The organism is Paenibacillus sp. 1001270B_150601_E10 (assembly GCF_015558675.1).
In the GTDB taxonomy this organism is placed as follows: domain Bacteria; phylum Bacillota; class Bacilli; order Paenibacillales; family Paenibacillaceae; genus Paenibacillus_B.
The window spans coordinates 419,338-445,549 of record NZ_JADMOL010000003.1 but is presented as its reverse complement, the minus strand read 5'-3'; the positions used below and the strand labels follow the sequence as shown (position 1 = coordinate 445,549).

At 48.7% G+C, this 26,212-nt stretch carries 27 protein-coding genes; 12 read left to right on the top strand and 15 right to left on the bottom strand.

Annotated elements, in window-relative coordinates; translation table 11 throughout:
* Positions 1-22 precede the first annotated feature (22 nt).
* From I2H74_RS10600 to I2H74_RS10585, 4 genes are all read left to right on the top strand, one after another.
* Complete coding sequence (locus I2H74_RS10600; RefSeq protein ID WP_229106577.1) at positions 23-1,960, top strand: DUF4855 domain-containing protein; 1,938 nt, start codon at positions 23-25, stop codon at positions 1,958-1,960.
* A gap of 318 nt (positions 1,961-2,278) precedes the next feature.
* On the top strand, positions 2,279-3,256 hold the full coding sequence (locus I2H74_RS10595) for a ring-cleaving dioxygenase (RefSeq protein ID WP_195573908.1): 978 nt from the start codon (positions 2,279-2,281) through the stop codon (positions 3,254-3,256).
* Positions 3,257-3,452: 196 nt separating this feature from the next.
* Complete coding sequence (locus tag I2H74_RS10590; protein ID WP_195573907.1) at positions 3,453-4,748, top strand: GntP family permease; 1,296 nt, start codon at positions 3,453-3,455, stop codon at positions 4,746-4,748.
* A 21-nt stretch (positions 4,749-4,769) separates the two neighbouring features.
* Positions 4,770-5,909 carry a glycerate kinase gene (locus tag I2H74_RS10585; protein WP_195573906.1) on the top strand — a complete coding sequence of 380 codons (1,140 nt, stop codon included), beginning with the start codon at positions 4,770-4,772 and terminating at the stop codon, positions 5,907-5,909.
* Positions 5,910-5,955: 46 nt separating this feature from the next.
* Here I2H74_RS10585 and I2H74_RS10580 read toward each other — a convergent pair whose 3' ends face one another.
* The 8 genes from I2H74_RS10580 to I2H74_RS10545 all read right to left on the bottom strand — a co-directional run bounded on the left by I2H74_RS10580 (position 5,956) and on the right by I2H74_RS10545 (position 13,070).
* Entirely contained in the window at positions 5,956-6,990 is a 1,035-nt protein-coding gene (locus I2H74_RS10580) for a CdaR family transcriptional regulator (RefSeq protein ID WP_195573905.1), read from the bottom strand.
* A 161-nt stretch (positions 6,991-7,151) separates the two neighbouring features.
* Positions 7,152-7,619, bottom strand: a complete 468-nt coding sequence (locus I2H74_RS10575; protein WP_229106549.1) for a DinB family protein — start codon at positions 7,617-7,619, stop codon at positions 7,152-7,154.
* A gap of 26 nt (positions 7,620-7,645) precedes the next feature.
* Positions 7,646-8,167 (bottom strand): HugZ family protein, encoded by a 522-nt coding sequence (locus I2H74_RS10570; RefSeq protein WP_195574080.1) that lies wholly within the window; start codon positions 8,165-8,167, stop codon positions 7,646-7,648.
* A 15-nt stretch (positions 8,168-8,182) separates the two neighbouring features.
* Positions 8,183-8,962 (bottom strand): ABC transporter ATP-binding protein, encoded by a 780-nt coding sequence (locus I2H74_RS10565; protein ID WP_195573904.1) that lies wholly within the window; start codon positions 8,960-8,962, stop codon positions 8,183-8,185.
* 1 nt (position 8,963) lies between these two features.
* Positions 8,964-9,959, bottom strand: coding sequence for a FecCD family ABC transporter permease (locus I2H74_RS10560; protein WP_195573903.1), 996 nt, complete (start codon positions 9,957-9,959; stop codon positions 8,964-8,966).
* 16 nt (positions 9,960-9,975) lie between these two features.
* Complete coding sequence (locus I2H74_RS10555; RefSeq protein ID WP_195573902.1) at positions 9,976-11,004, bottom strand: helical backbone metal receptor; 1,029 nt, start codon at positions 11,002-11,004, stop codon at positions 9,976-9,978.
* Positions 11,005-11,175: 171 nt separating this feature from the next.
* Positions 11,176-12,723, bottom strand: a complete 1,548-nt coding sequence (locus I2H74_RS10550; protein WP_195573901.1) for a cation acetate symporter — start codon at positions 12,721-12,723, stop codon at positions 11,176-11,178.
* On the bottom strand, positions 12,720-13,070 hold the full coding sequence (locus tag I2H74_RS10545) for a DUF485 domain-containing protein (protein ID WP_195573900.1): 351 nt from the start codon (positions 13,068-13,070) through the stop codon (positions 12,720-12,722). The genes I2H74_RS10550 and I2H74_RS10545 overlap by 4 nt, the downstream gene beginning before the upstream one ends.
* Before the next feature lie 450 nt (positions 13,071-13,520).
* Between I2H74_RS10545 and rlmN the strand changes: the two genes are divergently transcribed.
* Positions 13,521-14,576: a 23S rRNA (adenine(2503)-C(2))-methyltransferase RlmN gene (gene rlmN, locus I2H74_RS10540; protein ID WP_195573899.1), complete on the top strand. Its 1,056-nt coding sequence runs from the start codon at positions 13,521-13,523 to the stop codon at positions 14,574-14,576.
* 195 nt (positions 14,577-14,771) lie between these two features.
* Positions 14,772-15,608, top strand: coding sequence for a YitT family protein (locus I2H74_RS10535; protein WP_195573898.1), 837 nt, complete (start codon positions 14,772-14,774; stop codon positions 15,606-15,608).
* Between the two features lie 124 nt (positions 15,609-15,732).
* On the opposite strand, the gene I2H74_RS10530 is transcribed toward I2H74_RS10535, so the two are convergent.
* Positions 15,733-16,224 carry a DUF4912 domain-containing protein gene (locus tag I2H74_RS10530; protein WP_195573897.1) on the bottom strand — a complete coding sequence of 164 codons (492 nt, stop codon included), beginning with the start codon at positions 16,222-16,224 and terminating at the stop codon, positions 15,733-15,735.
* A 374-nt stretch (positions 16,225-16,598) separates the two neighbouring features.
* Here I2H74_RS10530 and I2H74_RS10525 point away from each other — a divergent pair, with 374 nt between their 5' ends.
* From I2H74_RS10525 to I2H74_RS10505, 5 genes are all read left to right on the top strand, one after another.
* On the top strand, positions 16,599-16,784 hold the full coding sequence (locus I2H74_RS10525) for a hypothetical protein (protein WP_195573896.1): 186 nt from the start codon (positions 16,599-16,601) through the stop codon (positions 16,782-16,784).
* Positions 16,785-16,949: 165 nt separating this feature from the next.
* On the top strand, positions 16,950-18,149 hold the full coding sequence (locus I2H74_RS10520; RefSeq protein WP_229106548.1) for a ParM/StbA family protein: 1,200 nt from the start codon (positions 16,950-16,952) through the stop codon (positions 18,147-18,149).
* Positions 18,150-18,235: 86 nt separating this feature from the next.
* A complete protein-coding gene (locus I2H74_RS10515) occupies positions 18,236-18,598 on the top strand; it encodes a hypothetical protein (protein ID WP_195573895.1) in 363 nt (120 codons plus the stop codon).
* A 237-nt stretch (positions 18,599-18,835) separates the two neighbouring features.
* Positions 18,836-19,384: an NADPH-dependent FMN reductase gene (locus I2H74_RS10510; protein ID WP_324254045.1), complete on the top strand. Its 549-nt coding sequence runs from the start codon at positions 18,836-18,838 to the stop codon at positions 19,382-19,384.
* 171 nt (positions 19,385-19,555) lie between these two features.
* On the top strand, positions 19,556-20,284 hold the full coding sequence (locus I2H74_RS10505; RefSeq protein WP_195574077.1) for a MerR family transcriptional regulator: 729 nt from the start codon (positions 19,556-19,558) through the stop codon (positions 20,282-20,284).
* Between the two features lie 294 nt (positions 20,285-20,578).
* Here I2H74_RS10505 and I2H74_RS10500 read toward each other — a convergent pair whose 3' ends face one another.
* From I2H74_RS10500 to I2H74_RS10490, 3 genes are all read right to left on the bottom strand, one after another.
* A complete protein-coding gene (locus tag I2H74_RS10500; RefSeq protein ID WP_195573894.1) occupies positions 20,579-21,250 on the bottom strand; it encodes a GNAT family N-acetyltransferase in 672 nt (223 codons plus the stop codon).
* A 55-nt stretch (positions 21,251-21,305) separates the two neighbouring features.
* A complete protein-coding gene (locus tag I2H74_RS10495) occupies positions 21,306-21,980 on the bottom strand; it encodes a GNAT family N-acetyltransferase (protein ID WP_195574076.1) in 675 nt (224 codons plus the stop codon).
* 160 nt (positions 21,981-22,140) lie between these two features.
* Positions 22,141-22,998: a carbon-nitrogen hydrolase family protein gene (locus tag I2H74_RS10490; RefSeq protein ID WP_195573893.1), complete on the bottom strand. Its 858-nt coding sequence runs from the start codon at positions 22,996-22,998 to the stop codon at positions 22,141-22,143.
* 236 nt (positions 22,999-23,234) lie between these two features.
* Here I2H74_RS10490 and I2H74_RS10485 point away from each other — a divergent pair, with 236 nt between their 5' ends.
* Complete coding sequence (locus tag I2H74_RS10485) at positions 23,235-23,684, top strand: peptidoglycan-binding domain-containing protein (protein WP_229106547.1); 450 nt, start codon at positions 23,235-23,237, stop codon at positions 23,682-23,684.
* Positions 23,685-23,809: 125 nt separating this feature from the next.
* Here the strand turns inward: I2H74_RS10485 and phnE (I2H74_RS10480) are convergent, their stop codons facing one another.
* The 3 genes from phnE (I2H74_RS10480) to phnC are packed head-to-tail and all read right to left on the bottom strand — an operon-like array spanning position 23,810 to position 26,210.
* Positions 23,810-24,622 carry a phosphonate ABC transporter, permease protein PhnE gene (gene phnE, locus I2H74_RS10480; protein ID WP_195573892.1) on the bottom strand — a complete coding sequence of 271 codons (813 nt, stop codon included), beginning with the start codon at positions 24,620-24,622 and terminating at the stop codon, positions 23,810-23,812.
* Positions 24,619-25,440, bottom strand: coding sequence for a phosphonate ABC transporter, permease protein PhnE (gene phnE, locus I2H74_RS10475; RefSeq protein ID WP_195573891.1), 822 nt, complete (start codon positions 25,438-25,440; stop codon positions 24,619-24,621). Before phnE (I2H74_RS10475) ends, phnE (I2H74_RS10480) begins: the two co-directional genes overlap by 4 nt.
* Positions 25,437-26,210 (bottom strand): phosphonate ABC transporter ATP-binding protein, encoded by a 774-nt coding sequence (gene phnC / locus I2H74_RS10470; protein WP_195574074.1) that lies wholly within the window; start codon positions 26,208-26,210, stop codon positions 25,437-25,439. The genes phnE (I2H74_RS10475) and phnC overlap by 4 nt, the downstream gene beginning before the upstream one ends.
* Between the last annotated feature and the right edge of the window lie 2 nt (positions 26,211-26,212).

Genomic DNA, 26,212 nt, shown 5'->3' with positions numbered 1-26,212 from the left:
GATTGGATAGAGGAGGAAGATGATGTTGTTGTCGATGAGAAAATGGATGTCTATAGCTATGGCTGCCCTACTGATGGTATCAATCCTTCCTGTAGCAAAGGCTGAGGAATCAGCGCCAAAGCCAGGGAATGTCTACAACCTCGCTTCTCATTCCACCTATACGTGGTCAGAAGCACCAGAGAGCACTTATCCTGATCCAGGTAACAAGCTGATAGACGGCCAGAAAGGCAGCGTGAATGTGCTTGATCCAGCATGGGTTGGACATATTCGCAAGCAAGCCCGGGAGATTCATTTTGATCTTGGTGCCTCCAAATCCATCTCAAGTATAAAGGTGCATTTCCTTCAGGATTGGCCATCCTCCGCCATTCTATTTCCCTTAACGGTCTCAATGTACGTGTCGGATGACCAACAGAACTGGGCGCTTCTCTCCCACAAGGCCACGGAGAAGCTGTGGGTGGATGGTCCGCCAGTGGATCAGTATTATACGTGGAACGGCAGCCAAGACGGTATTGCCGACAGCACGACAGGGGCAACGATGGCCTATGCCCGTTATGTGAAGGTTGTCTTCACGATGCATACTCGCGCATGGAGCTTCATTGATGAAGTCGAGATTATGGGGGCGGATGGTAAGCTTGCTCAAGCGGAAACGATTCCAACGAAGCCATTTGCCTATCAGCAAACCGGAGCAGACACAGCGGGAATTAACAACCTGACCTTGCTCTACAACGGTCATTATAGCAATGGTGATGGCGATTGGACGAAAGATAGCATTGTTCCGCACATCAGCTATGTCAATCAACAGGGGGAGCCGCTTGATTGGATGTTTGACGGCGTGCTCTATCTAGGCCTATTCTCGCCTAATGGCAAGAGCTTTGATGGGTCTGCAACGATTCAGGAGTGGAACTGGTACCTGAATAAGACCTTTGCAGCAAACGGAGACATGAAGCAGCTGAATGAGGCAGCGAAGGAAGTTGGTACGAAGCTTGGTGATCCGAATCATAAAGTGAAGGTTGTCGTGATGATCCCTGATCCAGGGGAGTACTTAGCAGACTTTGGCGATGTGGATGGAGACGGGAAGTCGGAGAACTTCAATGCAGGTCAAGTCGGTACTCAGAAAGCAATGGAGAATCGCAAGAAGGTCGTCAAGTGGTGGATCGATCAAGTGACGCAGCGCTTTGCCCAACAATCCTATTCCAACTTGGAGTTCTCTGGACTGTATTGGCTGTCCGAACAAGTGAGCACAAGCGCTACTGGTCCAGAGATGCTTAGCGCAGTAAGCGATATGGTTCATGCCAAGAACCTGAAGCTGTTCTGGATTCCTCACTTCCTTGCGTATAAGAGCTTCATGTGGGAGGATGTAGGCATTGATGCAGCTGCCTTCCAGCCTAACTATTTCTTTGAAGAGATGAACGTTGATCGTATGGAGGATGCTTCCAAAACGGCAAAACGCTATGGCATGGGCGTAGAAGTGGAATTCGACAGCCGCCTGTTGACCGAGCCGAATGTATTCCGCCAACGCTACATCGACTACTTAGATGGCGGCGTAAAGTATGGCTACATGGGAAGTGCCTTCAAGGCTTATTATCAAGGCAGCGGCCCTGTTCTGAAGACTGCGGCATTAAGCAATGACCCAAGCACACGGATACTTTATGACTGGCTGTATCAATTTGTGAAAGGCACGTATACGGTCAACTCTACAGCAACAGCTAGCCTGAAAGCCAGTGTAGAGCAGTTTGAAGCAGCAGGAGAGTTTAAGAACCATGGTGCAGCCCAGTCTCTCAAGGCGAAGCTGGATTCCGTCATTCATGCAGAGAGCAAGCAGAAGTCTCAAGAGGCTGCCCAGTATATGAATGAATTTGTAAGCCATCTGGATAATAAGAAAAGCAGCAAGCACATTTCCGATAAAGCCTATCAGCAGCTGCATGCTTCTGCGCAATATTGGCTGACCCATTATAAGTAAGAAGCCAGCTTGCCACGAGTTGAAGATCTTTTTTTAGTCATATAACCGTCAAACAGGTGATCTGTCGGCATTACATGCCGGTTGAGATTGCCTGTTTTTTTGCAATGTTAACAAGCGGCAATAAACCTCTTGACTTCGAGATATATAAATGTTATATTTATCTCGAATTAAAGATAATATTTTTCTAAATAAAAAGATGACTTACCGTATACGCTAATGTTGATTCAGCAGAGTCAGATGAAAGGTAATATCACTTACACGATATATTCAATCGCTTTCTTAAGATAAGAAGGCGATAAATAAATGGAGGTATGAATCATGAACGGATTAAAAGGAATTCACCATGTTACAGCGATTACAAGCAGTGCGGAAAAGAACTATGCGTTTTTCACCTATGTGCTAGGCATGCGTCTTGTGAAGAAGACGGTTAACCAGGATGATATTCAAACCTATCACTTATTCTTTGCTGACGACAAGGGCAGCGCTGGAACCGATATGACGTTCTTTGACTTCCCTGGTATTCCAAAAGGAACACATGGTACAGATGAGATCTATAAGACGTCCTTCCGTGTGCCAACGGATGCTTCCTTGGATTATTGGGTGAAGCGCTTTGACCGTCTGGACGTCAAGCATACGGGAATTCAAGAGCTGTTTGGCAAGAAGACACTGTCCTTCGTGGATTTCGATGATCAGCAGTACCAGCTTATTTCGGATGAGTTCAACAAGGGCGTTGCTTCAGGAACACCATGGCAGAAGGGACCAATTCCGTTGGAGCATGCGATAACAGGCCTTGGTCCAATCTTTGTGCGCACATCGAATTTTGAATTTTTCAAGGAAATGATGGAAAAGGTACTGTTGTTCAAAGAAATGGCCAAGGATGGCTCGCTGCACCTCTTTGAAGTTGGCGAAGGGGGCAACGGAGCTCAAGTAGTGGTGGAGTTTAACAATGTGATGCCGCAGTCCCGTCAGGGCTTTGGTACAGTTCATCATGCAGCTTTCCGAGTGGAGGATCGTTCTGTTCTCAATGAATGGATTGAGCGCTTGGACGGATTTGGCTTCCCAACTTCCGGCTATGTGAACCGCCACTTCTTTGAATCGCTGTATGCAAGAGTAGCACCGCAAATTCTGTTCGAATTCGCAACAGACGGTCCAGGCTTTATGAGTGACGAGCCTTACGAGACTATGGGAGAAATCTTGTCCCTGCCGCCATTCCTGGAGCCAAAGCGCGCAGAGATTGAGAAGATGGTCCGTCCAATTGATACCGTGCGAAGCACAAAGGAATTCGTGAAGGAATAAGCATGCTGCGAATCACTCATACTTGTTATGGAAGACTGCGCCTTAGGAACTTGAATCAAGTTCTTAAGGCGTATTTCTGTTGGTTGTTTCATTGTGCACTTGAACAATAAAAATCGTCCGATTTTCAATATTCATGCATGGATTGTCCAACTATAATGAAAGCGAATACAAAAACAGACAGAGGAGGACATACACAATGGACGGATTTACAATCAGTTGGATTGGGGCACTTGTCGGTCTAGCTATTGCCATCATATTGATCCTGAGAAAGCTTAATCCGGTGTATGCATTATTTTTAGGTGCGATCCTTGGCGCTTTGATTGGCGGGGCGAACTTGGAGCAGACGATAAATGTTCTTGTAAGCGGTACACAAAGTGTCATGGGAACAGTTATCCGAGTTCTTGCAGCCGGTGTGCTTGCCGGGGTCATGATGGAATCGGGCGCCGCCGAGACGATCGCGCAGGCGATTGTGAAGAAGTTTGGCGGAGGCAAGGCCATACTCGCACTAGCTTTGGCAACGATGATTATTACGGCAGTAGGCGTGTTCATTCCAGTGGCTGTGCTGATCGTAGCGCCAATCGCTTTGTCGGTCGGCAACAAGATGGGAATTAGCAAGATTGCTTTGCTGCTTGCATTGTCAGGCGGCGGTAAAGCAGGCAACATTATTTCTCCGAATCCGAATACCATTGCAGCAGCAAGGGGCTTCAACTTGGAGCTTAGCGATGTGATGATCGCGGGATTTATTCCTGCATTATGTGGATTGATTGTAACCGTCATTGTAGCCTCCCTTTTGAAAAAGAAAGGAACCATGGTTTCAGATGCAGAAGCAGTAAATAGTGAAGTAGACACCACAAAATATCCGCCGCTTAAGACGGCGATTGTAGCGCCTCTTGTCGCTGTTATTCTGTTGATGATTAACCCAATCGGTTCGATTATCGGAATCGAAGCGCTATCGAACTTCAAGGTTGATGCTATGTTTATCCTGCCGATTGCCGGTGTGATCGGAATGCTCGCCATGGGACAAGGCAATAAGATTCTCGAATATACAACTTCTGGTATTCAGAAGATGACCGCAACAGTACTGATTCTGATTGGCGCAGGAGGGATTGCAGGACTGATCTCAGCTTCCGACTTATCTATACAGGTTGTTAGCTTGATTGAGGCATCCGGCATCTCTGGCACGTTCCTTGCCCCTATTTCCGGTATTTTGATGGCAGCAGCAACCGCGTCTACTTCGACTGGTGTTATTCTAGCAACAGGTTCGTTTGGACAAGCCATTCTTGATATGGGTACTGCTCCGCTTGCCGCAGCCGTTATGGTGCATACAGGAGCGACGGTTATCGACTCCTTGCCGCAGGGCAACTACTTCCATGTTACAGCGAACAGCATGAACATGAGCATCAAGCAGCGGATGAGCTTGATCCCATACGAGGCGATCGTAGGCGGAACCATGACGATTGTCGCAACCTTAATCTACGGATTTTTCTTATAATACAGCACATGAGGTGATCACATGAAACAACCAACATTTCTGCTAGCTCCCGATTCCTTCAAGGAGAGCATGACAGCGAAGGAAGTATGCATTGCGATGGAGGAAGGAATGCGCAAGGTATACCCGGATGCGGAATATATCCACGTCCCGATGGCAGATGGCGGGGAAGGTACGGTACAGTCCCTCGTTGATGCTACCGGCGGCAAGATCTATGAAGCCGAGGTGACTGGTCCGCTCGGACAGCCTGTAAAGGCACGATACGGAATTATGGGTGACGGTGTTACCGCTGCGATTGAAATGGCGTCGGCAAGCGGAATCCATCATGTCACGAAGGAGACCAAGAATCCATTCATTACAACAACGTATGGAACAGGCGAGCTGATCCGGGAATGCTTGGATAAAGGCATTACTAAGATCATTATCGGGATCGGCGGCAGTGCAACCAATGATGGCGGCACGGGTATGGCGGAAGCCCTAGGTGTCCGTTTCCTGAACGCAGCAGGCCAGTCGATTCCACGCGGAGGCGGAAGCCTTGATCAGCTGGCAACGATTGATGTGACGGGACTCGATGAAAGACTCAAGCATGTCGAGATGATTGTGGCCTGCGATGTAACCAATCCGCTTTGCGGCGAGCATGGAGCCTCCCACGTATTCGGACCGCAAAAGGGCGCAACGCGTGAAATGGTAAAGGTGTTGGATGACAATCTTGCTCATTATGCGGATATTGTTCGCGAGCAGCTTCATAAGGACGTACGCGACATCCCCGGAGCGGGCGCAGCAGGAGGACTCGGAGCAGGGCTTCTCATCTTCACGCAAGCCACCTTGCAGCGAGGCATCGATATCGTGATTGAGTATACGGGTCTTAAAGCGAAGCTTGCTGAAGCGGATTACTGTTTAACGGGCGAGGGCGGCATGGACTTCCAAACGAAGTTTGGCAAGACGCCTTATGGTGTAGCCAAGGCAGCGAAGGAAGCCAATACGAAGGTCATCGCCATTGCCGGCTATATCGGCGAGGGAATTGAGGCTCTATACGATGAAGGGATCGACGCGATATTCGGCATCGTGCCTGGCGCGGCAGAGCTTGAGAAGGTACTCGCTGAAGGGCCGCAGAACGTGAGCAGAACGTGCGAGAACATTGCAAGACTGATTCGTTTAGGATAAAAAATGAACCCCAAGATTCCGAGTGTGCTTCGGACTTGGGGTTTTCTTATCGATAAAAAGCTAACAATCCGTGAACCAACTCAAACAGCTCCAGCAAATGTCTAGGGTCCTTGCCTGTCAGGTCAGCAATTCGCTTCAGACGATATTGCAGCGTGTTGCGGTGGATGTTCAAGCTTGCGGCGGTTGCGGACACGCTTCCGTTATGATTGATAAAGCTTCTTAGCGTATCCATCAGATCCACCGATTCTTTGTCCTCGAGCTTCGTGATAAGGGATTCGGAATCCGTCAGCTCAGCTTGGCTAAGCTTCACGAGAAATTCCACCTCTTCATAACTGATGATCCGCTTCGGCAGCTTCAAGGCGTGAAGCACGCTCATCGCTTGCTTGGCCTGACGATAGCTATCGGCAACTTGCGCCTCGTGTCGCCCATAGCTGATGACCATATCCGGTTGACCTTGAAGAAGAAGCTTGATCGCTTTCTCAATTTCTCCCTCATTCTGAATAAAGAACAAGTGCGTATCCCCGTCAATCATAAAGGAGGGATAAAGCAAGAAGAGCTTGGCCTGCTCGCGATCCATTCGGAATCGCTGAATATACAGTACGGTAGTTGAAAGCATCAAGTCGATGTTATAGGACATCGCTTCTCTTTTTAATTTTTGCGTGTAGATCCCTTGATGCTGTAGCAGCATTTCAACGAAAGCCTTCTTGCGATTCGCTTCATTCTCAAGGGCTTTTAGAGCCATTCCTTGTTCGATAAGAAGCGCCACTGTCGTCCGTACGATATTGCAGAAGGGCCGCACCTCAACGGGATTGCCAGTAATGCCAATGACGCCGACACGTTTATGATTGATCACAATCGGTTCGTTGGTTCCCTTTTTCTCGAATAGACCGTCTTCCCATACTTCGACCATTTTCCCTGTAGCAAGAGCCTTTACTGCTCCTTGATGGACCGTTCCGATACGCTTGCGATTGCCGCTTCCGATAATGATGCCTTCCGCATTCATGATGTTGATGTTGTAGGGGATATCCTGCATCATTTTATCAACGATATCCTGTGCCTGCTGCTCCGATAATTGATACATGACCGCCCTCCTTATCTCGCAAATGGTTGCGGTTACAATAGTTTGTCTGATTATGTGAATATTATAACTTATTTGTGCAAATGAATAAAAGAAAAACGATTCCAGATCCAAAAATGGCTGATCACGGAATCGTTTGGTGTTTATCGTATGATAAGGGGATTCTAAACGGCAGGCTCAGAAGCCTTCGCGTACTTTCGAATCAACGAGATCTGCCCGGAATGAATGCCCGTATGGTACATCAGTCTGCCTACCGCCTCGATCGGACTGGAGGGGCCCATTGGTGTATCCTTGGGCTTATGCCAGGCCTCCTCATCAAGCTTCTGCATCCCTTCTAATAAATATTGATTGGATGCGTCAAGCAGGCTTATGAGCACGTCAAGATTAGAGAATTCGGCGTCGCTTGCTTGAGCGCCGCGGCTTGTGAGGATTTGAAGATCTTGAGGCATCGGCTGATTAAAAAACCATTCGGCAAACATGTATTCGACCTCTGCATTATGCCGCAGCATGTAGCCAATAGAAGCAGGACCGATACTTAAGCTGAGCTCTTCCTCGCGGAGTTCTTTCGCCATCTTGTAGAATCGTTGCTGCAGGGCGTTCCAGACCGGAACAATGGCTTCATAGGTACTCATCCGTATACCTCCTAATGGTGCGTGTATTATTGTTCGTCTTCCTTGTCCGTGGACTGGCCATGTCCGTCGCGTGCAACATGCAGGAATGTATCCGCTGTAAGGTCAATATCAAAGGCTTGACCGAAGCCGGCTACATATCTGCCGGTGGAAGGGGTTAGCTCGAACAGGGAGAAATCAAGCGTTCTCAGCATATTCATCATGTTTTTGTTGAAACGAAGGTCGAATTGGGCGAACAATTCGTCATGCCCTTCATTGCCAAGGTTGCGAGCCGTGCACACGAAGCGGGCGCGCTGGCGAGCAAACAGATTGGCTGTGCTTGCCTCGTCCTCAATAAGCATGACATCGACTGCAGGATTCGCCTCCAAATGATGGTAGTGATTTGCGATTTTACTAATATAGATATAAAATTTGCCGTCTTGATTCACGAATGGCGCATAGGAGATAAAGGGCTGGCCTTCCTCATCCAAGGTGCTGAGCATTACCGTCTTCAATTTGCTTGCAAAGTCCAAATATTGAAATTTCATCGTTTCCAGATCCATAACCTTCATCATCGTTCCTCATTTCTATCTCATTTTGTGCAGGACATGTATTCGTGGATGATCGTAATCATTTCGAGAATCGATTTCCGTCTCAACGCCATATACGCGCCTGATCAGTTCCTGTGTTAATACTTCTCGCGGCTTGCCGTAGCTTTGCATGCGGCCATTCTGAATGACGCATACCTTATCGCTGTAGGTGCTGGCATGGTTTAAATCGTGAAGCACCATGACAACGGTGAGTCCAAGCTCTTGATTCAGGCTTCGAACGAGCTCAAGCACCTCAAGCTGGTGCCCGATATCGAGATAGGTTGTAGGCTCGTCAAGCAAGAGCAGCTTCGGTCGCTGGGCAAGTGCCATTGCTAGCCATGCCCGCTGTGCTTCCCCGCCAGAGAGGGAGATCATGAGCCGGTCTTTATAATCCTGCATCCCGGTTTTCTCCAGAGCCCACTGTATAATGTCGTAGTCTTGGCGATCGAGCCGCTCAAACCATTTCTTATGGGGGGAGCGGCCATAGCCAACCAGCTCCTGCACAGTCATATCGGCTGGGCTGATGTTGGCTTGGCACAGCAAGCACATCATCTGGGATACCTGCTTCGCTTTCAAGGAGGTGAGGTGCCGTTCTGCGATGCAGATCTCACCGCCTGCGCAAGGCAGGAGCCCCGATACTCCTTTTAGAATCGTGGACTTGCCAGAGCCATTCGGTCCGATGATCGAGACGACTTCCCCTTCTTGAACTTCCAGGGAGAAGTCATGCACGACCGTCCGTTCTGCGAATTGAATACGAAGGGAGTGCACTTTAAGCATGTCATGCTCCTCCTTTGCGCATGAGATATAAGAAGTACGGCCCTCCCGCCATGGCCATCACGATGCCCGCCGGGATCTCAAGCGGGCTGAACAACGAGCGCCCGATCGTATCGGCTGCGATCAGAATGACTGGGCCCAGCATCAGGCTGAGCGGCAAGCTGTATTTATAGTCAGAGCCGATCAGCATGCGCGCAATATGCGGCACGATTAGGCCGACGAAGTCCACGAGCCCAACCTTGGCGACGGATACCGCCGCGAGGAATACGGCGACAAAGGAGAGGGTGAACCGCACGCGATTCAGGTTCTGGCCAAGGTTGTGCGCCGTCTGCTCGCCTAAGCGGAGGATATTCGCTTGGCGGATGCAGAACAGCGCCATGATCCATCCAGCGATGGAATAAGGCAATATGGCATAGACGTCGGCCATGCCCTTGCCGGAAAGGCTGCCGTTCATCCATTGCAGAGCGGCAGGCAGCTTGTCGCTGTATAGGATCGACAGCAGGCCGATAACGCCGCCGAACACGGCATTCACCGCTACCCCGGACAGGATAATACGGATCGGGGTAATGCCGGTCTGCTTGGTCCACGCCCAGGCGTATACCATGACGGCTGCAAAAGTCCCGCCTACGATAGCGGCAAGCGGAACCAATGCCGTGTATTGGGGCATGACAAGCAGTATGAATAGCACGGTTACAGCTGCCCCGCTTGATACACCGGTTAGGCCGGGGTCTGCGAGCGGGTTCATCATAACCGCTTGAAGCAGTGCGCCGGAGGCGGCAAGATTGGCGCCGATAATAAAGGCAAGCAGCACTCTCGGAACTCGGATATCCCATATAATCGTGTTGGCGGAATCCGCTCCTGCTCCAGTGAGTGTCGTCCACGTCTCTAGAGGCGAGAAGCGAACACTGCCGATTCCAATAGCCAAGATGGCACATAGGATGAGGAGAGCGGCCATCGTCCCAAGCAGGAATGCTTTTCTTGTCTGTGGCTTCTTGGCCATGTCATTTGCCTCCGAATTAGTTGTACAGGATGTTAGCCATCTCTTTATAGGCATCTGGTGCTTTTACAAGTGAAGCGATGCCGAACAAGTTATAATCCAATGTTTTTAATTTCCCATTTTTGAAGGCGGAGAGCTTTTCCCAAGCTCCATTCTTCTTCACATCCTCCTCGAACTTTTGTGCCACTGCGGCTGGATCGCCATGGGCAACTAAAAGGATGACATCGGGGTTAGCCGTAACGATGCTTTCCATATTGAGAGGCACATACGTTTCGCTTTGCTTCAATACATCAGACAGTACATTGGCAGCACCAAGGTTGTGAGCAATGCTGCCCGCAAACGTATTTTCGTTCATCACCATCAAGGACTCCGCAGAACCAAAGAGGATCATCACTTTAGGCGATTCCTTGCCTTTTGTTGTTTCCATAATCTCATTCTCTTGCTTCGCAAAGCTTTCCAGCACCTCAGCGGCCTTGTCCTCTTTCCCGTATACACGTCCGAGCACGGCCGTGGAAAGCTTTAATTCATCCAGCGAATCCGCCGGAAGGTACGCTGCAGGAAGATTTGCAGGCTTCAGCATCTTATCGATGCTGTCCTTGATGGAAGCTGGCGCAAGGACCATATTAGGCGTGAGCTTTGCGATCTGCTCGAGATCAGGCTGATGAGAAGAGCCGACACGCTGTACTTGAGCGTAAGCCGCAGGCAGCTCGCTCTTTGTTGTTGGAACCCCAACGAGTTCAAGTCCAAGTGCGTCGAACAGCTCAGTGATGGACACGGACAGCGTAATGGACTTTGCTGGTGTGGTCTCGCCGAATTGAGCAGCAAGCTCTTGCAGTTTCGTCTCATCCACCTGAACGGCGGGTGGCTTCTGCTCAGATTCCTTGCTGTTGTTCGGATTCGTTGAACTGCTCTCGGCAGGTTGCGTAGCCGTTTCTTGCTGACCAGATGAAGAATCGGCAGGGCTGCTCGTTTGATTGCCGCTGCCGCAAGCAACTAAAGATAATGCAATAAGCACAATAAATGCGAACTTCCAAGCTCCATGACGCATAAAGATTCCCCCATATTTCCAAAAATCTATTGATAACGGTTCTCATTATATAGATATTGATAATCATTATCAACAATTATTTTGAGAAAATTAATCAAATATGGAAAAGTGCCTGCGCATAAAGAACGCAGGCACTACGGCATGGGGCTTCGCGGTAAAGGGGTGAGCGGCTTAGGTGGTCGTGTCTAGGCCGGTATTGGAGCGGACAAGAATCTCGTCGTAGTGCACCTGATTGTCTTCTTTGTACGATTTTTTGGATATAAGTGTTCCGATGTAGCCAGCCAGAAATCCTAACGGAATGGAGATCAGGCCTGGAGTTGAGAAAGGATACAACGGCTCGCCTACTAAGATTGCCTTGCCCTCAATCGGGCTGAAGACGTTAGGGCTGACAAGCACCAGCCCAACTGAGGCAACCAAGCCTACAACCATGGCCCAGATCGCGCCGCTGGTATTGAATCGTTTCCAGTAGATGGTGTACAGGATAACGGGAAGATTGGCACTTGCTGCGACGGCAAAGGCCAAGGATACGAGAAAAGCGACATTTAAGTTTTTCGCTACAAGCGCAAGCAGAATGGACAATATGGAGATTCCGATGGAAGCATAGCGCGCCATGTTGACCTGCTGCTTCTCGGTGGCTTCCCCTTTTCGTAAGATCTGATTGTAGAAGTCGTGTGAGAAGGCTGTGGCAGCGGTAAGGACAAGCCCTGCAACAACCGCTAGAATTGTAGCGAAGGCTACAGCAGAGATGAAGGCAAACAGCATATTGCCTCCAAGGGCTTGTGCAAGGAGCGGAGCTGCCATATTGCCCGCTTTGTCGGCGGCAATAATATCGGCGTTGCCGACGAAGGCTGCGGCGCCAAAGCCCAAGAAGATCGTCATGACATAGAAAATGCCGATCACCCAGGTTGCATACACGACGGAGCTGCGCGCTGTCTTGGCGTTGCGAACAGTAAAGAATCTGACGAGAATATGCGGAAGCCCCGCTGTTCCAAGCACAAGGCCCATTGTTAAGGAGAGGGTATCAAGCCCCTCTTTATACTTGACTCCAGGGTTCAAGAAGGCATCCTGCAGCGGGGTCGCAGTCTTCATCTGATCAAACATGGCTGTAATGCTGAAGCCGAACTTGGAGAATACAATAAGGGATATGATCAGCGTTCCGCCCATAAGCAGAACCGCCTTCACGATTTGCACCCAGCTTGTGGCGTGCATCCCGCCAAAAATAACGTAAATGGTCATCAGAATACCGACCGTAATAACGGAAGTCGTGAAATCAATGCCCAAGAGGAGCTTGATCAGCGCGCCAGCGCCTACCAGCTGGGCGATCATATAGAAGATGGAGATGGCAATGGTGTTGAAGGCGGCAAAGCCGCGGATCTTCTTCGCGTTAAAGCGAACGGCAATCATGTCGGCAAAAGTGTATTTGCCGAGGTTCCTAAGTGGTTCCGCCACTAGGAAAAGAACGACAAGATAGGCGACAAGGAAGCCGATGCTGTAGAAGAAGCCGTCGAAGCCTGCGAGCGCGATCATTCCCGCGATGCCTAGGAAGGAGGCGGCTGACATATAATCCCCAGCGATCGCAAGGCCATTTTGCCAGCCCGTTAATCCACCGCCTGCCGTATAGAATTCACTTGCTGAGGTGGTCTTTTTCGAGGCCCAATATGTAATGACCAGCGTAAACGCAACAATGACTAGGAACATGGAAAAGGCAGCGACATTCATAGCGCATCTCTCGCTTTCTCTTTAAGAATGTGATCCGACAACTGGTCGAATTGTTGTGCCTTCTTGTAGTAGATCATACAGAATGACCATGTCATGACAAATTGAAGAAAAGCGAAGACCCAAGCCCACGTAATACTGCCATAGAACGATTGATTTAAAATAGTGGTGTAGGAAGTCAGGATCGGCAGGGCGAAGTAGAAGCAAAAGAAGCAGATGGTGAACGGGATGATGAATCGTTTCTTAGCGCGGAGCAAGGCTTGGAAGTTCGATGACCTTGCTATTTGGGAATATTCTTCGGAGGAGCGTTTCATCGGTGTGCTCTTAGCGGACGACGGTTTCTTATCCATAGGCAATCCCTCTCATTCATATAAAGATAAGCGTTCAACAGCAAGGACCCGTCTAATCTATTCTTTATCTATACCCCCTTTGCTTTAGGATAGAGTATAATTTCTGGATGAATATGGTTATTGCTATTACTATATAATGCAGCATCCATATGTAAATATGTATACTTTACAGCTCTCTTTTTCCCTCGTCCAATTGCAATGCCGGCACCTTAATCTAAGGCTAGAATCTTAGGATCATGTTCACTTCTGGCGAGCATAAGAGAGCGTTTTATCCTATACAATGGGTAATAGCGAACGGACTGGGGACTGATTAGAAATCGTCTACATGTAAAATATTGACCGTCCTGCTTGTTTTCCCGTATAAGATTTGGGACAATAAGGTACAGATTGTTTCGGAGGTGCTCCTGCATCTTCGAGGCTTAAGGACATGCATTGAAATGAGGAACACACATGAATAAACCATCGATATATGGGTTGACGATAGATCAGCTGATCACCTGGCTTGAAGAGCGAGGACATAAGAAGTCGCGAGCCGCTCAAGTCTGGGATTATTTATATCGCAAGCGGGTCGTAACGTTTGAAGAGATGGCGGATGTCCATCCATCCTGCTTGTCTTTATTGGAGGAGCATTTCTCGATTCTTACGCTGGAGGAGCATTTGAAGCAGGAGTCGTTGGACGGAACGATTAAGTTTCTGTTCCGCCTTACGGATGGCAACTTGATTGAGACGGTGCTGATGCGTCAGAAGTTTGGCTTGTCGGTATGCGTGACCACGCAGGTCGGCTGCAATATTGGCTGCAGCTTCTGTGCAAGCGGACTGTTGAAAAAAAGCCGTGATCTTAGCAGCGGCGAGATCATGGAACAAATTATGAAGGTGCAGCATCACTTTGACCAAGTGGGCAAAGGAGAACTCGTGACCAACGTTGTGGTCATGGGGATCGGTGAGCCGTTTGACAACTTTGAGAATTTGGTTAACGTGCTTGCGATTATGACCGATCATAAGGGTATGGCTATTGCGCCCCGTCGCATCACGGTATCGACCAGTGGTCTACCGGATAAGCTCAGAGCCTTTTCCGATCTGAACCTTCCGGTGAGCCTGGCGCTATCGCTTCATGCACCGAATAATGAGCTTCGCACGCAGATTATGAAGATCAACCGAGCGTATCCCATCGAGACCTTAATGGAGGCACTCGATTATTATTGGGAGAAGACGAAGCGGCGCGTCATGCTGGAGTACATTCTGCTACGCGATGTTAATGATAAGCAGGTGCACGCCAAGGAACTGGCAGAGCTGCTGAAGGACCGCCGTCAGCGCCTTAGTGTGAATCTGATCCCATATAACCCTGTGGATGAGCATAGTCAGTATCAACGGAGTTCACATGAGTCCGTGCTTGCCTTTTATGATATTTTGAAGCAGCATGGCATTAACTGCACACGACGGATGGAGCATGGCACGGATATAGACGCTGCCTGCGGACAGCTTCGCAGCAAGCAGATGAAGTCCTAGCTCCCTTAATTGAAAAGAAGATGTCGGCCTTGCCCTTATCCGGGGAGGTCGATTCATCTGAGCAAAGACGTATAGCGTATCCCCTTGCGGGTGCGCTTTTCTTTGTGGCGAGATGGGGCACAATGTGGTGAGAGAAGAATTATTGGGTCGTAATGTTTAATCATTCTACACATAGAAAGTGAAGGGGACATCATCATGAAGAAGACATTCTCAGACATCTTTATGATCTTAGTTGGTGCGGTACTGTTCGCACTGGCGATCAATTTGTTTGTCATTCCAAATGAATTCGGCGAGGGTGGCGTAACAGGGGTCACGATTATTTTGTATTACTTGTTTCAGTGGTCACCGAGTATCGTCAATCTGATCTTGAACGCGATTCTGCTTGTCATCGGCTACAAATTCCTGGATAAGCAGACTACGATCTATACGATTATCGCGGTGCTGCTGCATTCCCTGGCCCTTCATTTGACAGCGGGCTGGACGATCGCCTCAGATGAACCGATTATCAATGCAATCTTTGGCGGAATATTGTCAGGGGCAGGGCTCGGCTTGATCATCCGTGTCGGGGGTACTACCGCAGGTTCAACAATCATTGCGCGGATTCTTCATAAGTTTTTGGAATGGAATATAAGCTACGCGCTGCTTCTTGTCGATCTTATTGTCGTATTCTGCTCTTACTTTGTCATTGGAGCAGAGAGTCTAATGTTTACCGTTGTGATGCTGTTTATTGCGACAAAGGTCATGGACTATATTATTGAGGGACTGAATCCGAAGAAGGCGATTATGATCGTCTCAAAGGAACAGAATCAGATTGCAGAGCAGGTCAATCAGGTGATGGAACGCGGTGTAACGGTGCTTCATGGACACGGCTTCTATACCAAGCTTCCGCAGGAGATTCTGTACATTGTCATCAGCAAGCAAGAGGTCAGCCAATTGAAAAAGATTGTGAAGTCGATAGATCCACAAGCCTTTATTACGATTCATGATGTGCGAGATGTGTTTGGCGAAGGATTTATGGAATTAGCAAAATAACGGCATATGCAAAAGGCTCTCTGCGATTGAAGCAGGGAGCCTTTATCTTTTTCAAACCAGTTGAATGAAAGAACAATGTTTTGCTGAGCCGCCCTCAATCATACAAAAGGATGTGACAGGTGTGTCAGGCAAGCCGAATGCAGGAGGGAGAAAGCGCCTGATGCGGCAGCTCCTCATGAAACAAGCCGAGATGCATCGGATGCTGTTCCTGCCAAGGATTAGCTTCTACAGGGGGGATAAATACGGAGTTCGAGCGAAGCAGGGTTAGAAATCGCTTGTCCGAAGTCATGATCCCATAATCCACGATGTAGGTTCGATTCGCTTCAATATCGGCAATAAACCAGTTGGTTGCCTCCTCAGACACGATAATCTCCCAATAGCTTGTTGCATCCACACCCGTAAGGGAGCCCCATGTAATATCATACACGCGAACAGCACGATGAAGCGCTTTCGCATCAAGATTCAGTGCTTTCTTGGCTTCCATTAAGCGTTCCTCGGTTATTTCCCAGTACACATGAAGAGCTTCGACATCACATGGGAAGAGTGCGATGCGATCCAATGGCTTCGGGGTTGCCCCGTTTTGATCTAAAGCTTCGATGATTCTCTGAATATCCACAGCTGCTAACCTCCAATTACGATTCCATAACCTCGTTAGGGTTCTCGTTTGATTTTATTGAATAGTTTAGCGGATTCCGCGCGATAAGTTTGCCGAAGCGTGAAGGAAGAAATGATCTTCTTTTGTAGAATCGATGGAGGATTTGTAAGGTAGAGGCATGATAAGGGGAAAGAGCCGCCTTTTCAAAATATTAAAATACGATAAACAACCCCTTAACAAATCATCGCTACAATAAAACTATCAAGACTGGGGTTATAGGTGTTATTACGCAAGGATGAAATGAGAATGAAGCCTGTTAAAGCAGGCAATGATGAAATCATAGATGCTCGATTAGCAAGATATTCGGTTTGAACATGAGGATGGAGGGTTTGTGCATGGAAAAAGTACTGGCCGGGACGCTGATGATCGTTACGTCTTCTATACTCCTGTTGTCTGTTGTCTTTGTATTGACGTCGCTTATCCCTGACGAAGGACACGTTATGACCTGGTCCGCTACGACCGTAATGATGATCATGGCTGCGCTATGTGTTTTCTATAAGGCTGCCCGTACTAAACGTTAAGCCAAATCGATCAATATGCCTGAATCCTATCGGATTCCCCATAATCCGACGGCGAATCCCAAAATATTCGCATAGGCATCTAGGACTATCAGCAGATTGTGTGATAACACGAAGTGTGGCAAAGTATTACCAAGTCATATTTTTACATACGAAGGAGGAGTTTTAATGATGAACTACCACTTTTATGTAGGCAATGATAATGGTAATAGTGAGCACGATCTGATTATTGATGGACAGTTGATTCAGCAGCCGAATGTTAATTGTACGGTGGACGAGCTTCCTTGGAGCGAGGAGCAAATGCCGGAAAGCTTCGTAAAAAATCTCCAAGACCAGCTGGTGGTCACCATAGATTCCCCTGCTGCCCGCCCGGGCATGTATTATGTTGGCAAGTTCGCGCTTGAGAGCGGCGAGATTCTGGATAATTTGCAGATTGGAATTGATCTGAAGTGCGAGATGGATCTGCCGATTGTGAATACCTTGGCGCAAATCGCCGCTGTAGCGGTTCAAAAAGCGTATGCAGACGAGAAGAAAATCCCGGACGATATTGATGTCGAGGTGGATATGGCTACAGCTCTGCCTGTGACTCAGCATACCGATGAGACAGCCGCCAAGTTTGAGAAGCGATTCATGCAAGGTCCCCATCATGTAACGGTCCATCTGGGCATGCGCCGTGTGTCCGTTCGTATTACCTTTCCTTATACAAAGGTCGTTCCTGAAGCAACCCCTGTCATTTTTACGCTGCAAAAAGACAATGAAGGCAAATGGAGAGACGGTGATATCTTCGAGCAGTTTGTAGAGGCATACAAGCTGGATAAGAAGTTCAACGGCTCTTACTTCAAAGACAAGCGTATTCTCCATGTCGATATCGGTGACGGTTCTACCGAGTATCCGATTACTGAAGGCAATAAATTTTTGCGCCAGTTTGTCCATGGCAGCCATCACGGTGCAGGCTATGCGATAGAAGAGGCACTTGAAGAATTTAATCGCCTGATTCACCTTCCAAACAGCCCACGCCAATTTTTCAGCGATGTCTTGAAGAATCCCAAGCACAAATATCATGCGAGAGCGATCAAGACGATCAAGCGTCCGCTCGACAGCCAAGTGAAACAAATTGTTCAGCACGTGAAGCGCCAATTAACGAAGGCGCGCAATGAGATCGACGTCATTTGCGTGTATGGCGGCGGCAGCATCCTGATGCGCTCGCTTCTCTATCCGCAGCTAGAGGAGATTTGCAGCGAACGAGAAATGCAGCTACTCTATATCCCGGCACGCGAGGCCGTTCAATTGAATGCAATGGGGCTAGACGCCTTTGTGCGCGGCAAGATCTATGAAGCACTGAAGACGAAAGCGATGCAGCCTGCGTAAGCGATTCGCTTGCAGGAGGATCGTCTCTTTAGGACTTGGACAAGCATGGATTCTTGGCGAAAATGGACGGTGGTAGGTGAAGTTTGGTGAAAAAAATAAAAAAGCCGGGAGAAAATATTAGCCTAAAGACGAAGAAGAATGAAGATCCAGCCGTCATGGACTGGATTAATTCGCAATCGAATTTGATGGATTCATTGCGGTATTTGATCGAACGCGAGATCCAGCAGTTTGGGGTACGCAATCTGCAGACGGTTGTTCCGACAGAGCGCAATGGCTGGAGGGATGCAAGTACATCCTGGGTGCAGGAGGATCGAGGCGTGGGAGGCACGCATTCGTTAGGAGATTCTTCTCTGCCGATATCATCGGTTGAATCCGAAGTCGAGATCGTGCAGGAACCGGAGATCGAAGAGGAAGAGCTGGCAGATGAGGACATCGAGGCTTGGGTGTAACAGCGGAGCCGTGCTTCGTATGTCTAAATCATACCTGGTAATACTTAATGTTATAAAGTATTACCCAGAAATACTTGGTAGTTCTAAGTAATACTAAGTATTACGATTATGCGTGGATATCGCTTTGCACATGCTCATCAATTGGTTCATGGGTTTCATCGTTTGGGTAATAATGAGGGTCACTGTCATCAAAATGACAATCGCGTATCCAACGCCATATAAAAGGAGTCCTGTAACATGTTGAAAATTGCAGCTATTGTAGGAAGCATCCGAAAAGAATCATTTAATCTTCGTGTGGTGGAGACATTGAAGGAGCGTTATCAGGAGCAGTTTGAGCTGGATATTATCACGCTTTATGACATTCCGATGTACAACCCTGATGATGAGCTCACACCGCCAGAATCTGTGATCACGCTTCGCAAGCGCATTAAAGAGGAGGATGGGGTTCTCATTGCGACTCCTGAGTATAATAGCTCCATTCCTGGTGTGTTGAAGAATGCGCTTGACTGGCTGTCCCGCGTCGAAATGGTCTTGGTGGGCAAGCCTGTCATGATCGTTGGCGGCTCTCCTGGCGTGCTGGGTACGGTGCGTGCACAGATGCAGCTGAGACAAATACTGAACGCTAGAGGTATTGGCGCTCATGTGCTGCCGCTAAATGAAGTGTTTATCGGCAGTCTTCACGAGAAGGTCCAAGATGGCCGTCTGCAGGATGAGAATACATTGAAGTTCTTGGATGAAGTCATCGCGAACTTTATCCAGTTTGTGAAAGACACGAATCAACGCTAGAATGGTTGAAATGATCCCCTTATGGTCGACAACGTGAAACAGACATCTGGCAAGATGGACGGAACGTTGATGATCAGAAGGGGATTTTTTATGGCCATTTAATAAATATGGACATTGACTCTCACGTAACGTGATACTCTATCATTATCAATGAAGGGGGCATGAAGCATGATGAAAGTGAAGGAAGTTGCGGATCTGGTCGGCATCAGTGTGCGCACACTGCATCATTATGATGAGATCGGACTATTATCACCTGATGAGATAACCGAAGCGGGGTACCGACTCTATTCTGATGATAATCTCGAGACGCTGCAGCAGATTCTCTTCTTCCGTGAGCTGGGCTTCCCTTTAAAAAAGATAAAAGAGATTATGAGCCGTCCATCCTTTGATCGCAAGGAGGCCTTGGAGATGCACTACAAGATGCTGCTAGAGAAGCGAAGCCGCCTCGATCAAGTGATAGAGACCGTTCAGAAGACCATTCAACACACGAAAGGTGAGATTACGATGTCTAATAAAGAGAAATTTCAAGGATTTGACTTCAGCCATAACCCCTATGAACAAGAAGCGCGCGAGCGCTGGGGAGATCAAGCAGTGGATGAATCCAATGCAAAGGTCAAGGCATTCGGCAAGGAGATGCAGGATCGTATGAACGAAACGTATCACAATCTTGCTGCTGTCCGCCACCTTGCACCGGATAGCGAGGAAGCACAAACGGCAATCGAAGCATGGTATAAGCTGCTTAACGAGTTTGGCAGCTACTCGCTTGAGGCCTTCAAGGGGCTTGGTCAGATGTACGTGGATGATGTCCGCTTTACGAAGAATATTGATCAGTTCGGGGAAGGCCTGTCTGTGTTCATGAGAGACGCAATGGCGGTGTATGCGGATAAGCATCAGTCATAATGAAGAGCTTAAAGATGATCGAACTCATTTGTCTGAAAAGTAAGCAAGTTTGATCATGGATGAACGAGTGAATCGCTTGCCTTAGAAGCGAGAAACAGAAAGAGGGTAGAGACTGATCCTTTGGATCGGTTCCACCCTCTTTTGGTTAATAAGGTCTTGAATCATGAGTACAAGTCTAACTCATGCACGTTCCGTTCTTCCACACTATATAAGGAGAAATGGCATAGCGGTCACTCTTTCTCCTCATTTTCCTGACGTGTACGAGCCTATGCGTGCATTCCGGATAGGCAACATTTAGATTGGCAGCAATGCCACCTTTTCTTGTTGTCCAAGCTGATCGACCATCTCAAGCCACTCGACTGGTTTGTTGGACAATACCGAATAATAGCGCTGTAAAAAGGCAACGATCAAGCTGGCTTCAAGCTCCGTCTGATCTTCATCGCTCGGCATGAAGCACAGGTCCAAGCCGGATACTGCCACACCGTCATTATTCCAGGATGGGTGGACGTAGCGGAAATCCAGACGTTTGTAACCAAGATGAGACAAGACTTCACGGCGGACATACGGATCCATTGGCTTTACACCGCCAAATTCATAATGGTCCACTTGATACGGATCATAAATCTCCGCAAACATGCCGTACAAAGCTTGTCCGCTTGCAGCCGCCAGGGCGTTCAAGTCGTGCAAGCGCTGCTGAGCCAAGAATCGTCCGATCCCTTGGTTCGGACGTCCAATAATCGTGAAGTCCGTCATCGCGACATTGAAGTCCTCATAATAACGGTATTCAGTGGCACCAACTACCTCTCCGTTTACTTCAGCTACAAAGACACGGATGCCTGGGTCTTCAAGCGGCTCTTTCCACAGGCTGAATTCCAGCACTTCTTCTGGAGGAAATACCTCCTGCATAAGTTCATGCATCTTTTTAAATAATGGATCGTCAATATGCGTAATGCGATGATAGTTCATATCGCTAGCTCCTCTCATTGATAGCGGTTCGGAGGTCACCGAATTTCCCGATATCCTAGTCATTGTTTTTCTTAAAAGGATTGTTCCACTCCATAAGAGCTCCATAGTGACAGGATTCTTCATCCTCCAAATAATGCTCCACGACCCTAACTGGCGTGCGGCCGCAGCGCATCAGAAACGTGATGACAGGGTCCTTAAGCTCGCCTCTTACAACAGCATCGAGATATTGCGAGGCGGTCATGCTGTCAGCATGCAGATGATAGCCGGGCATTCGTCCTCCACCGAGCATTCGCGTGAGTCCATTATGAATCACAACATCATACATGGCCTGCATCAAGCACTTGCCGATGCCAAGCTTGCGATAAGCGGGCCGTACGCTTATATCGACGACATAAAGCGTACCGCCATTAGGATTGTGGCTGCGGATATAGCCGGAATCCGTAATCTGTTCCCAAGGATGATCTTCTTCACGAGCAGCATCATCGACGAGCAAGGCTGTCATGGAACCTGCCAACTGCCCATTGATCTCCATACATAATGCGCCCTCAGGGAACCATGTGATGTGATTGTGAAGCTGTTCCTTATTCCACCACAGCTCAGAAGGGAAAGGAGGTGGAAAGCTCTCCTGCTGAATCGCAAGCAGTTCAGGTATATCTGAATGGGTGTAGGACCGGACGACTGCAGGGATCGGCTGGTGCTGATCGAAGACGTATAAGTGTTTGCGGTACAGCGTAACCCCTCCTCTTTTGGTGATGAGCGTGAACATGAATACAGATATGGCCTGCCGAAGCAAATGTTAGGGTGAACCATACTGCAAAATAGCAAAAAGAGTTGTTATTCCACACTTGATGGGACCATGCTGTTCATTGATCATCTCCCGATGAACATCCTTAGCTCCAATCCGTATAAAGATCCGTGCGGCGATCGCGCCAAGTCGTGACAGAGCCGCGCTCACGCACTTCTTCGAGAAGGGCAAGATCAAGATCTGCGGTAACAATCATATCCTGATTGATCTCGCCTTCTGCGAGCAGTCCTTTAGGCGGGAATGGGATGTCATTCGGCGTAATAATCGCAGCCTGCCCGAAGTTCGCCCTCATAAAATCAACGGTAGGCAAGGATCCTACAGTTCCTGTCAGTACGATATAGATCTGATTCTCAATCGCTCTAGCATGGCTCGTATAGCGAACGCGATGGAACCCGTGACGGTCATCTGTACAGGACGGGCAGAAGATAACGTCTGCACCGCGGGCTTTTGCCATGCGCACTATCTCCGGAAACTCAATATCATAGCAGGTCAGCATCGCGATGATGCCTTTCTCCGTTTCGAATACTTGAAGGCCATCACCCTTGTTCATGTTCCATTCCGTCACTTCGGTAGGCGTTATATGAAGCTTCGCCTGCGTCTCCACGCGGCCATCCGGAAAGAACAGATGCGCTACATTATAGAGATGCTCACCCTTGCGAATGACGTGGGTCCCTCCGATAATATGCATGCCAGACGTCTTAGCCAAGGACGCAAACAGCTCGATATACAGATCTGTAAAGTCAGGAAGGTCCTGTATCGTTAATGCTTGTCCATGTTCGTCTCCAATGGACATGAGCTGCGTGGTAATAAACTCTGGAAATAAAATAAATTCTGAGCCGTATTCTTGCGCCGTTTTCACATAGTGCTCGCACTGCTTCGCAAATTGTTCAAAGGAATGAATGGTATGAAGGTCATACTGTACGGCAGATACTCGAAGTTTCATAAGGACCTCCTATGTAGGTTATTTTTTCCTCATTATGCTATGATTTTGGTCGTTGCACAACCAAATTTATGAAATATTTTATGGAGATGCTCGAAGTCGAATGGCCTCTTTTGCCCGTTCTACCTATTTGCTTGTACTTCAATCCTATGCCGGAAGTAAAAGGATGGTAGAAATTGAAGGATCGGGGAATAGTAAGGCAAACAACCTCACGGAGAACTCGGAGGAGGCATTTGCAGATGAATAAACGAGTAGTGCTGAGTCAATGTCCACGTACAGGAGACGCGAAGTGGAGAAAGGGTTTGGTTAGAAGCACGGTGTTTACGATCGTAACCATCCTATTATTTATAGGCATGCCCCACCAGGGAACGGCATTTGGCAAAGGTTCGCAAGGAGCGGATGTATATGTCATTCAAGGCATGCTCAAGTCCTTGGGCAGCTACTCCGGAGAAATTAACGGCCAATATGACAACGTCACAGCCTCTGGCGTCATGCATTTTCAGAAGACACATGGGCTTCCAGTCACTGGAGTTGTCGATAATCGCACCTTCAAATCCATACATTACGCATATGTGAAGCATAAATTCCCAACGCCTCGCAGATGGAACGGCGGCGGAAAGTGGCGCCCTAGTGGGAATGGAGCTGGGGAGAGCCAGGGCGAGGGAGTGCTGAAGCGGATTAGAGCATAGTCATACGTAAAAACGCTTCGATCACCGTTAGGAGTCGAAGCGTTTATTGCGTGATGAAGCCAGATAACATGGAGGATGCATCCTTTTTTGCTGGCCTATAATCTATAGATGTACCAGCATCGCTCTTACACGAGCTTTTTACGAATCGCGCCAGACAGAAGGTCAATGATCGTAATCATGATCATGATCCCAAGCAGAATGATGCCTACGCGATCCCAATTTCGAGTGCTTAAGGCAAAGATGAGCGGTGTTCCGATTCCGCCTGCTCCAATAACGCCAAGGATGGTCGCAGAGCGGACGTTGATTTCGAAGCGATACAGCGTATAGGACAGGAATCCAGGCAGCACCTGTGGCATAACCGCGTACCATAGGATCTGAAGGCGATTCGCGCCGGCTGCCATGAGTGCTTCCGATGGACCACGGTCGATCTGCTCCACCTCCTCGGCGAAGAGCTTGCCAAGCATCCCGATGGAATGAAGGCCAAGGGCGAGTACGCCTGCAAAGGAGCCAGGACCTACAGCCTTGATAAATAAGATGGCCATTACAATCTCAGGAAAGGTACGGATGATGCTAAGGGCGACTTTGCCTGTCTTGGAAATGATGCCATGCTCGCTTATATTCGAAGCGGCCCAGAAGGCAAAAGGAATACACAGCACGGCTGAGATAAAGGTGCTTAGAATGGAGATGGCTAATGTATCAAGCAGCCCTCGCAGCAAGTCCTCGCCGTCCGGCAGGTACACATAATCCCAGTCGGGTGAAAAGATGCCGGATACAATCGCCTGGGTCACCTGCAAGGCGGTTTCTTTAAAGCCGTTTAACGGAACGCCTGAGAAAGCCCATACATATACGAGAACAAGGAGTGCTGCGATCAGCCATCTTGATTTTTTGACAGGCGGCTTCTTGACGATAGGATTCCATGATTGCGGTGGATGGCTCATTGCAACTTCTCCCTCAGTTTCGTGCTCATCCAATCAATGAATAACACGATCGCTAATGTAAAGATGATGATCATGCACGTCTTGTCGTACTCCAAAAATCCAAGCGTTACTTCGTAGTAATGTCCGATTCCTCCAGCGCCGACAAGGCCTAGCACAGCGGCGGCACGAACGTTGATCTCGAATGTGTACAGCACGTAGGACACGAAGTGAGCTTGAATCTGGGGAACGACGCTGAATATAATCCGCTGCATTGGTGTTGCTCCTACTGCAGTCATCGCCTCCAACGGTCCGCGGTCTATGGCTTCAAGTGCTTCATACGTAAGCTTTCCAATTAGCCCGAGTGAGAAAATAGTAAGGGCGAAGATACCCGGAAGCGGACCAAGCCCGAAAATGGCAACAAACAGCGCAGCGAGCAGCAAATCTGGAATGGTCCGAATGAGATTCAGTAAGAATCGAATCGGATAGGATAGCCACTTATTTGTATTCAAATTGCTGGCGCACAGCAAGGCGACTGGAATAGCCAAGATCGCACCTAGTGTCGTCCCAACGATCGCCATCCGGATCGTCTCCAGCATCGCACCTGTAATATCGTCAAAGTACGACCAACGCGGTGGAAACATTTCTTTTATGAGGTCAAGCATATTTGGAAGTCCCACAATCAGCTCGCTGAAGGAGGACTCCGTTTTTATGGCGCTGCCCACAAGCAGCAGAACAATAAAGAGCACGGTGAGGATGACTTTCAATCTGCCCGGAGCCTTCGGTCTCGGCATGGACCTTGCTTCAGATGTGGTGATGTGCTGCGTCTCTACACTCTTCATCCGACGAGATCCCCGAGCAGCTCGTCCTGCTGAATCGGACGCCCATAGATATGGTTGAAGACCTCATCTGTCGCTTCATGGACAGGTCCGTCAAAGACAACCTCTCCTGCGCGCAGCCCGATAATGCGAGTCGCATATTGCCTTGCCAGGTCTATAAAATGCAAATTCACAAGCGTCGTAATGCCAAGCTCCTGGTTGATCCGCTTTAGATCATCCATAACCTGCTTGGTCGTCAGCGGATCAAGAGAGGCTACAGGCTCATCGGCCAAAATTATTTTAGCCTCTTGCGCCAAGACGCGAGCAATGGCAACGCGCTGCTGCTGTCCACCAGACAGCTCGTCCGAGCGCGTATAGGCTTTTTCTACAATATTGACGCGCTCTAAGGCGCGGAAGGCGAGCTCTTTGTCGTGCTCGGGGAAGAGGCCAAGCAGGGTACGCATCGTCGAATGGTAGCCGACGCGGCCCGCAAGCACATTTCGAAGCACGGTGGTCCGCTTCACAAGATTGAAGCTCTGAAAGATCATGCCGATGCTGCGGCGAATCGTGCGCAGCTCTTTGCCAGAGGCATTGGTTATGGAGGCCCCATTTATGAGGATTTCTCCATCTGTAATCTCGTGCAGACGATTAATAGAGCGAAGCAGCGTAGACTTCCCGGCACCTGACAAGCCCACAACAGCGATGAATTCGCCAGGCTGAATCGTCAGGTTAATGTCCTGCAGTCCTTTAACTCCGTTTGGATAGGATTTGGATACATGACGAAGTTCTATCAAGA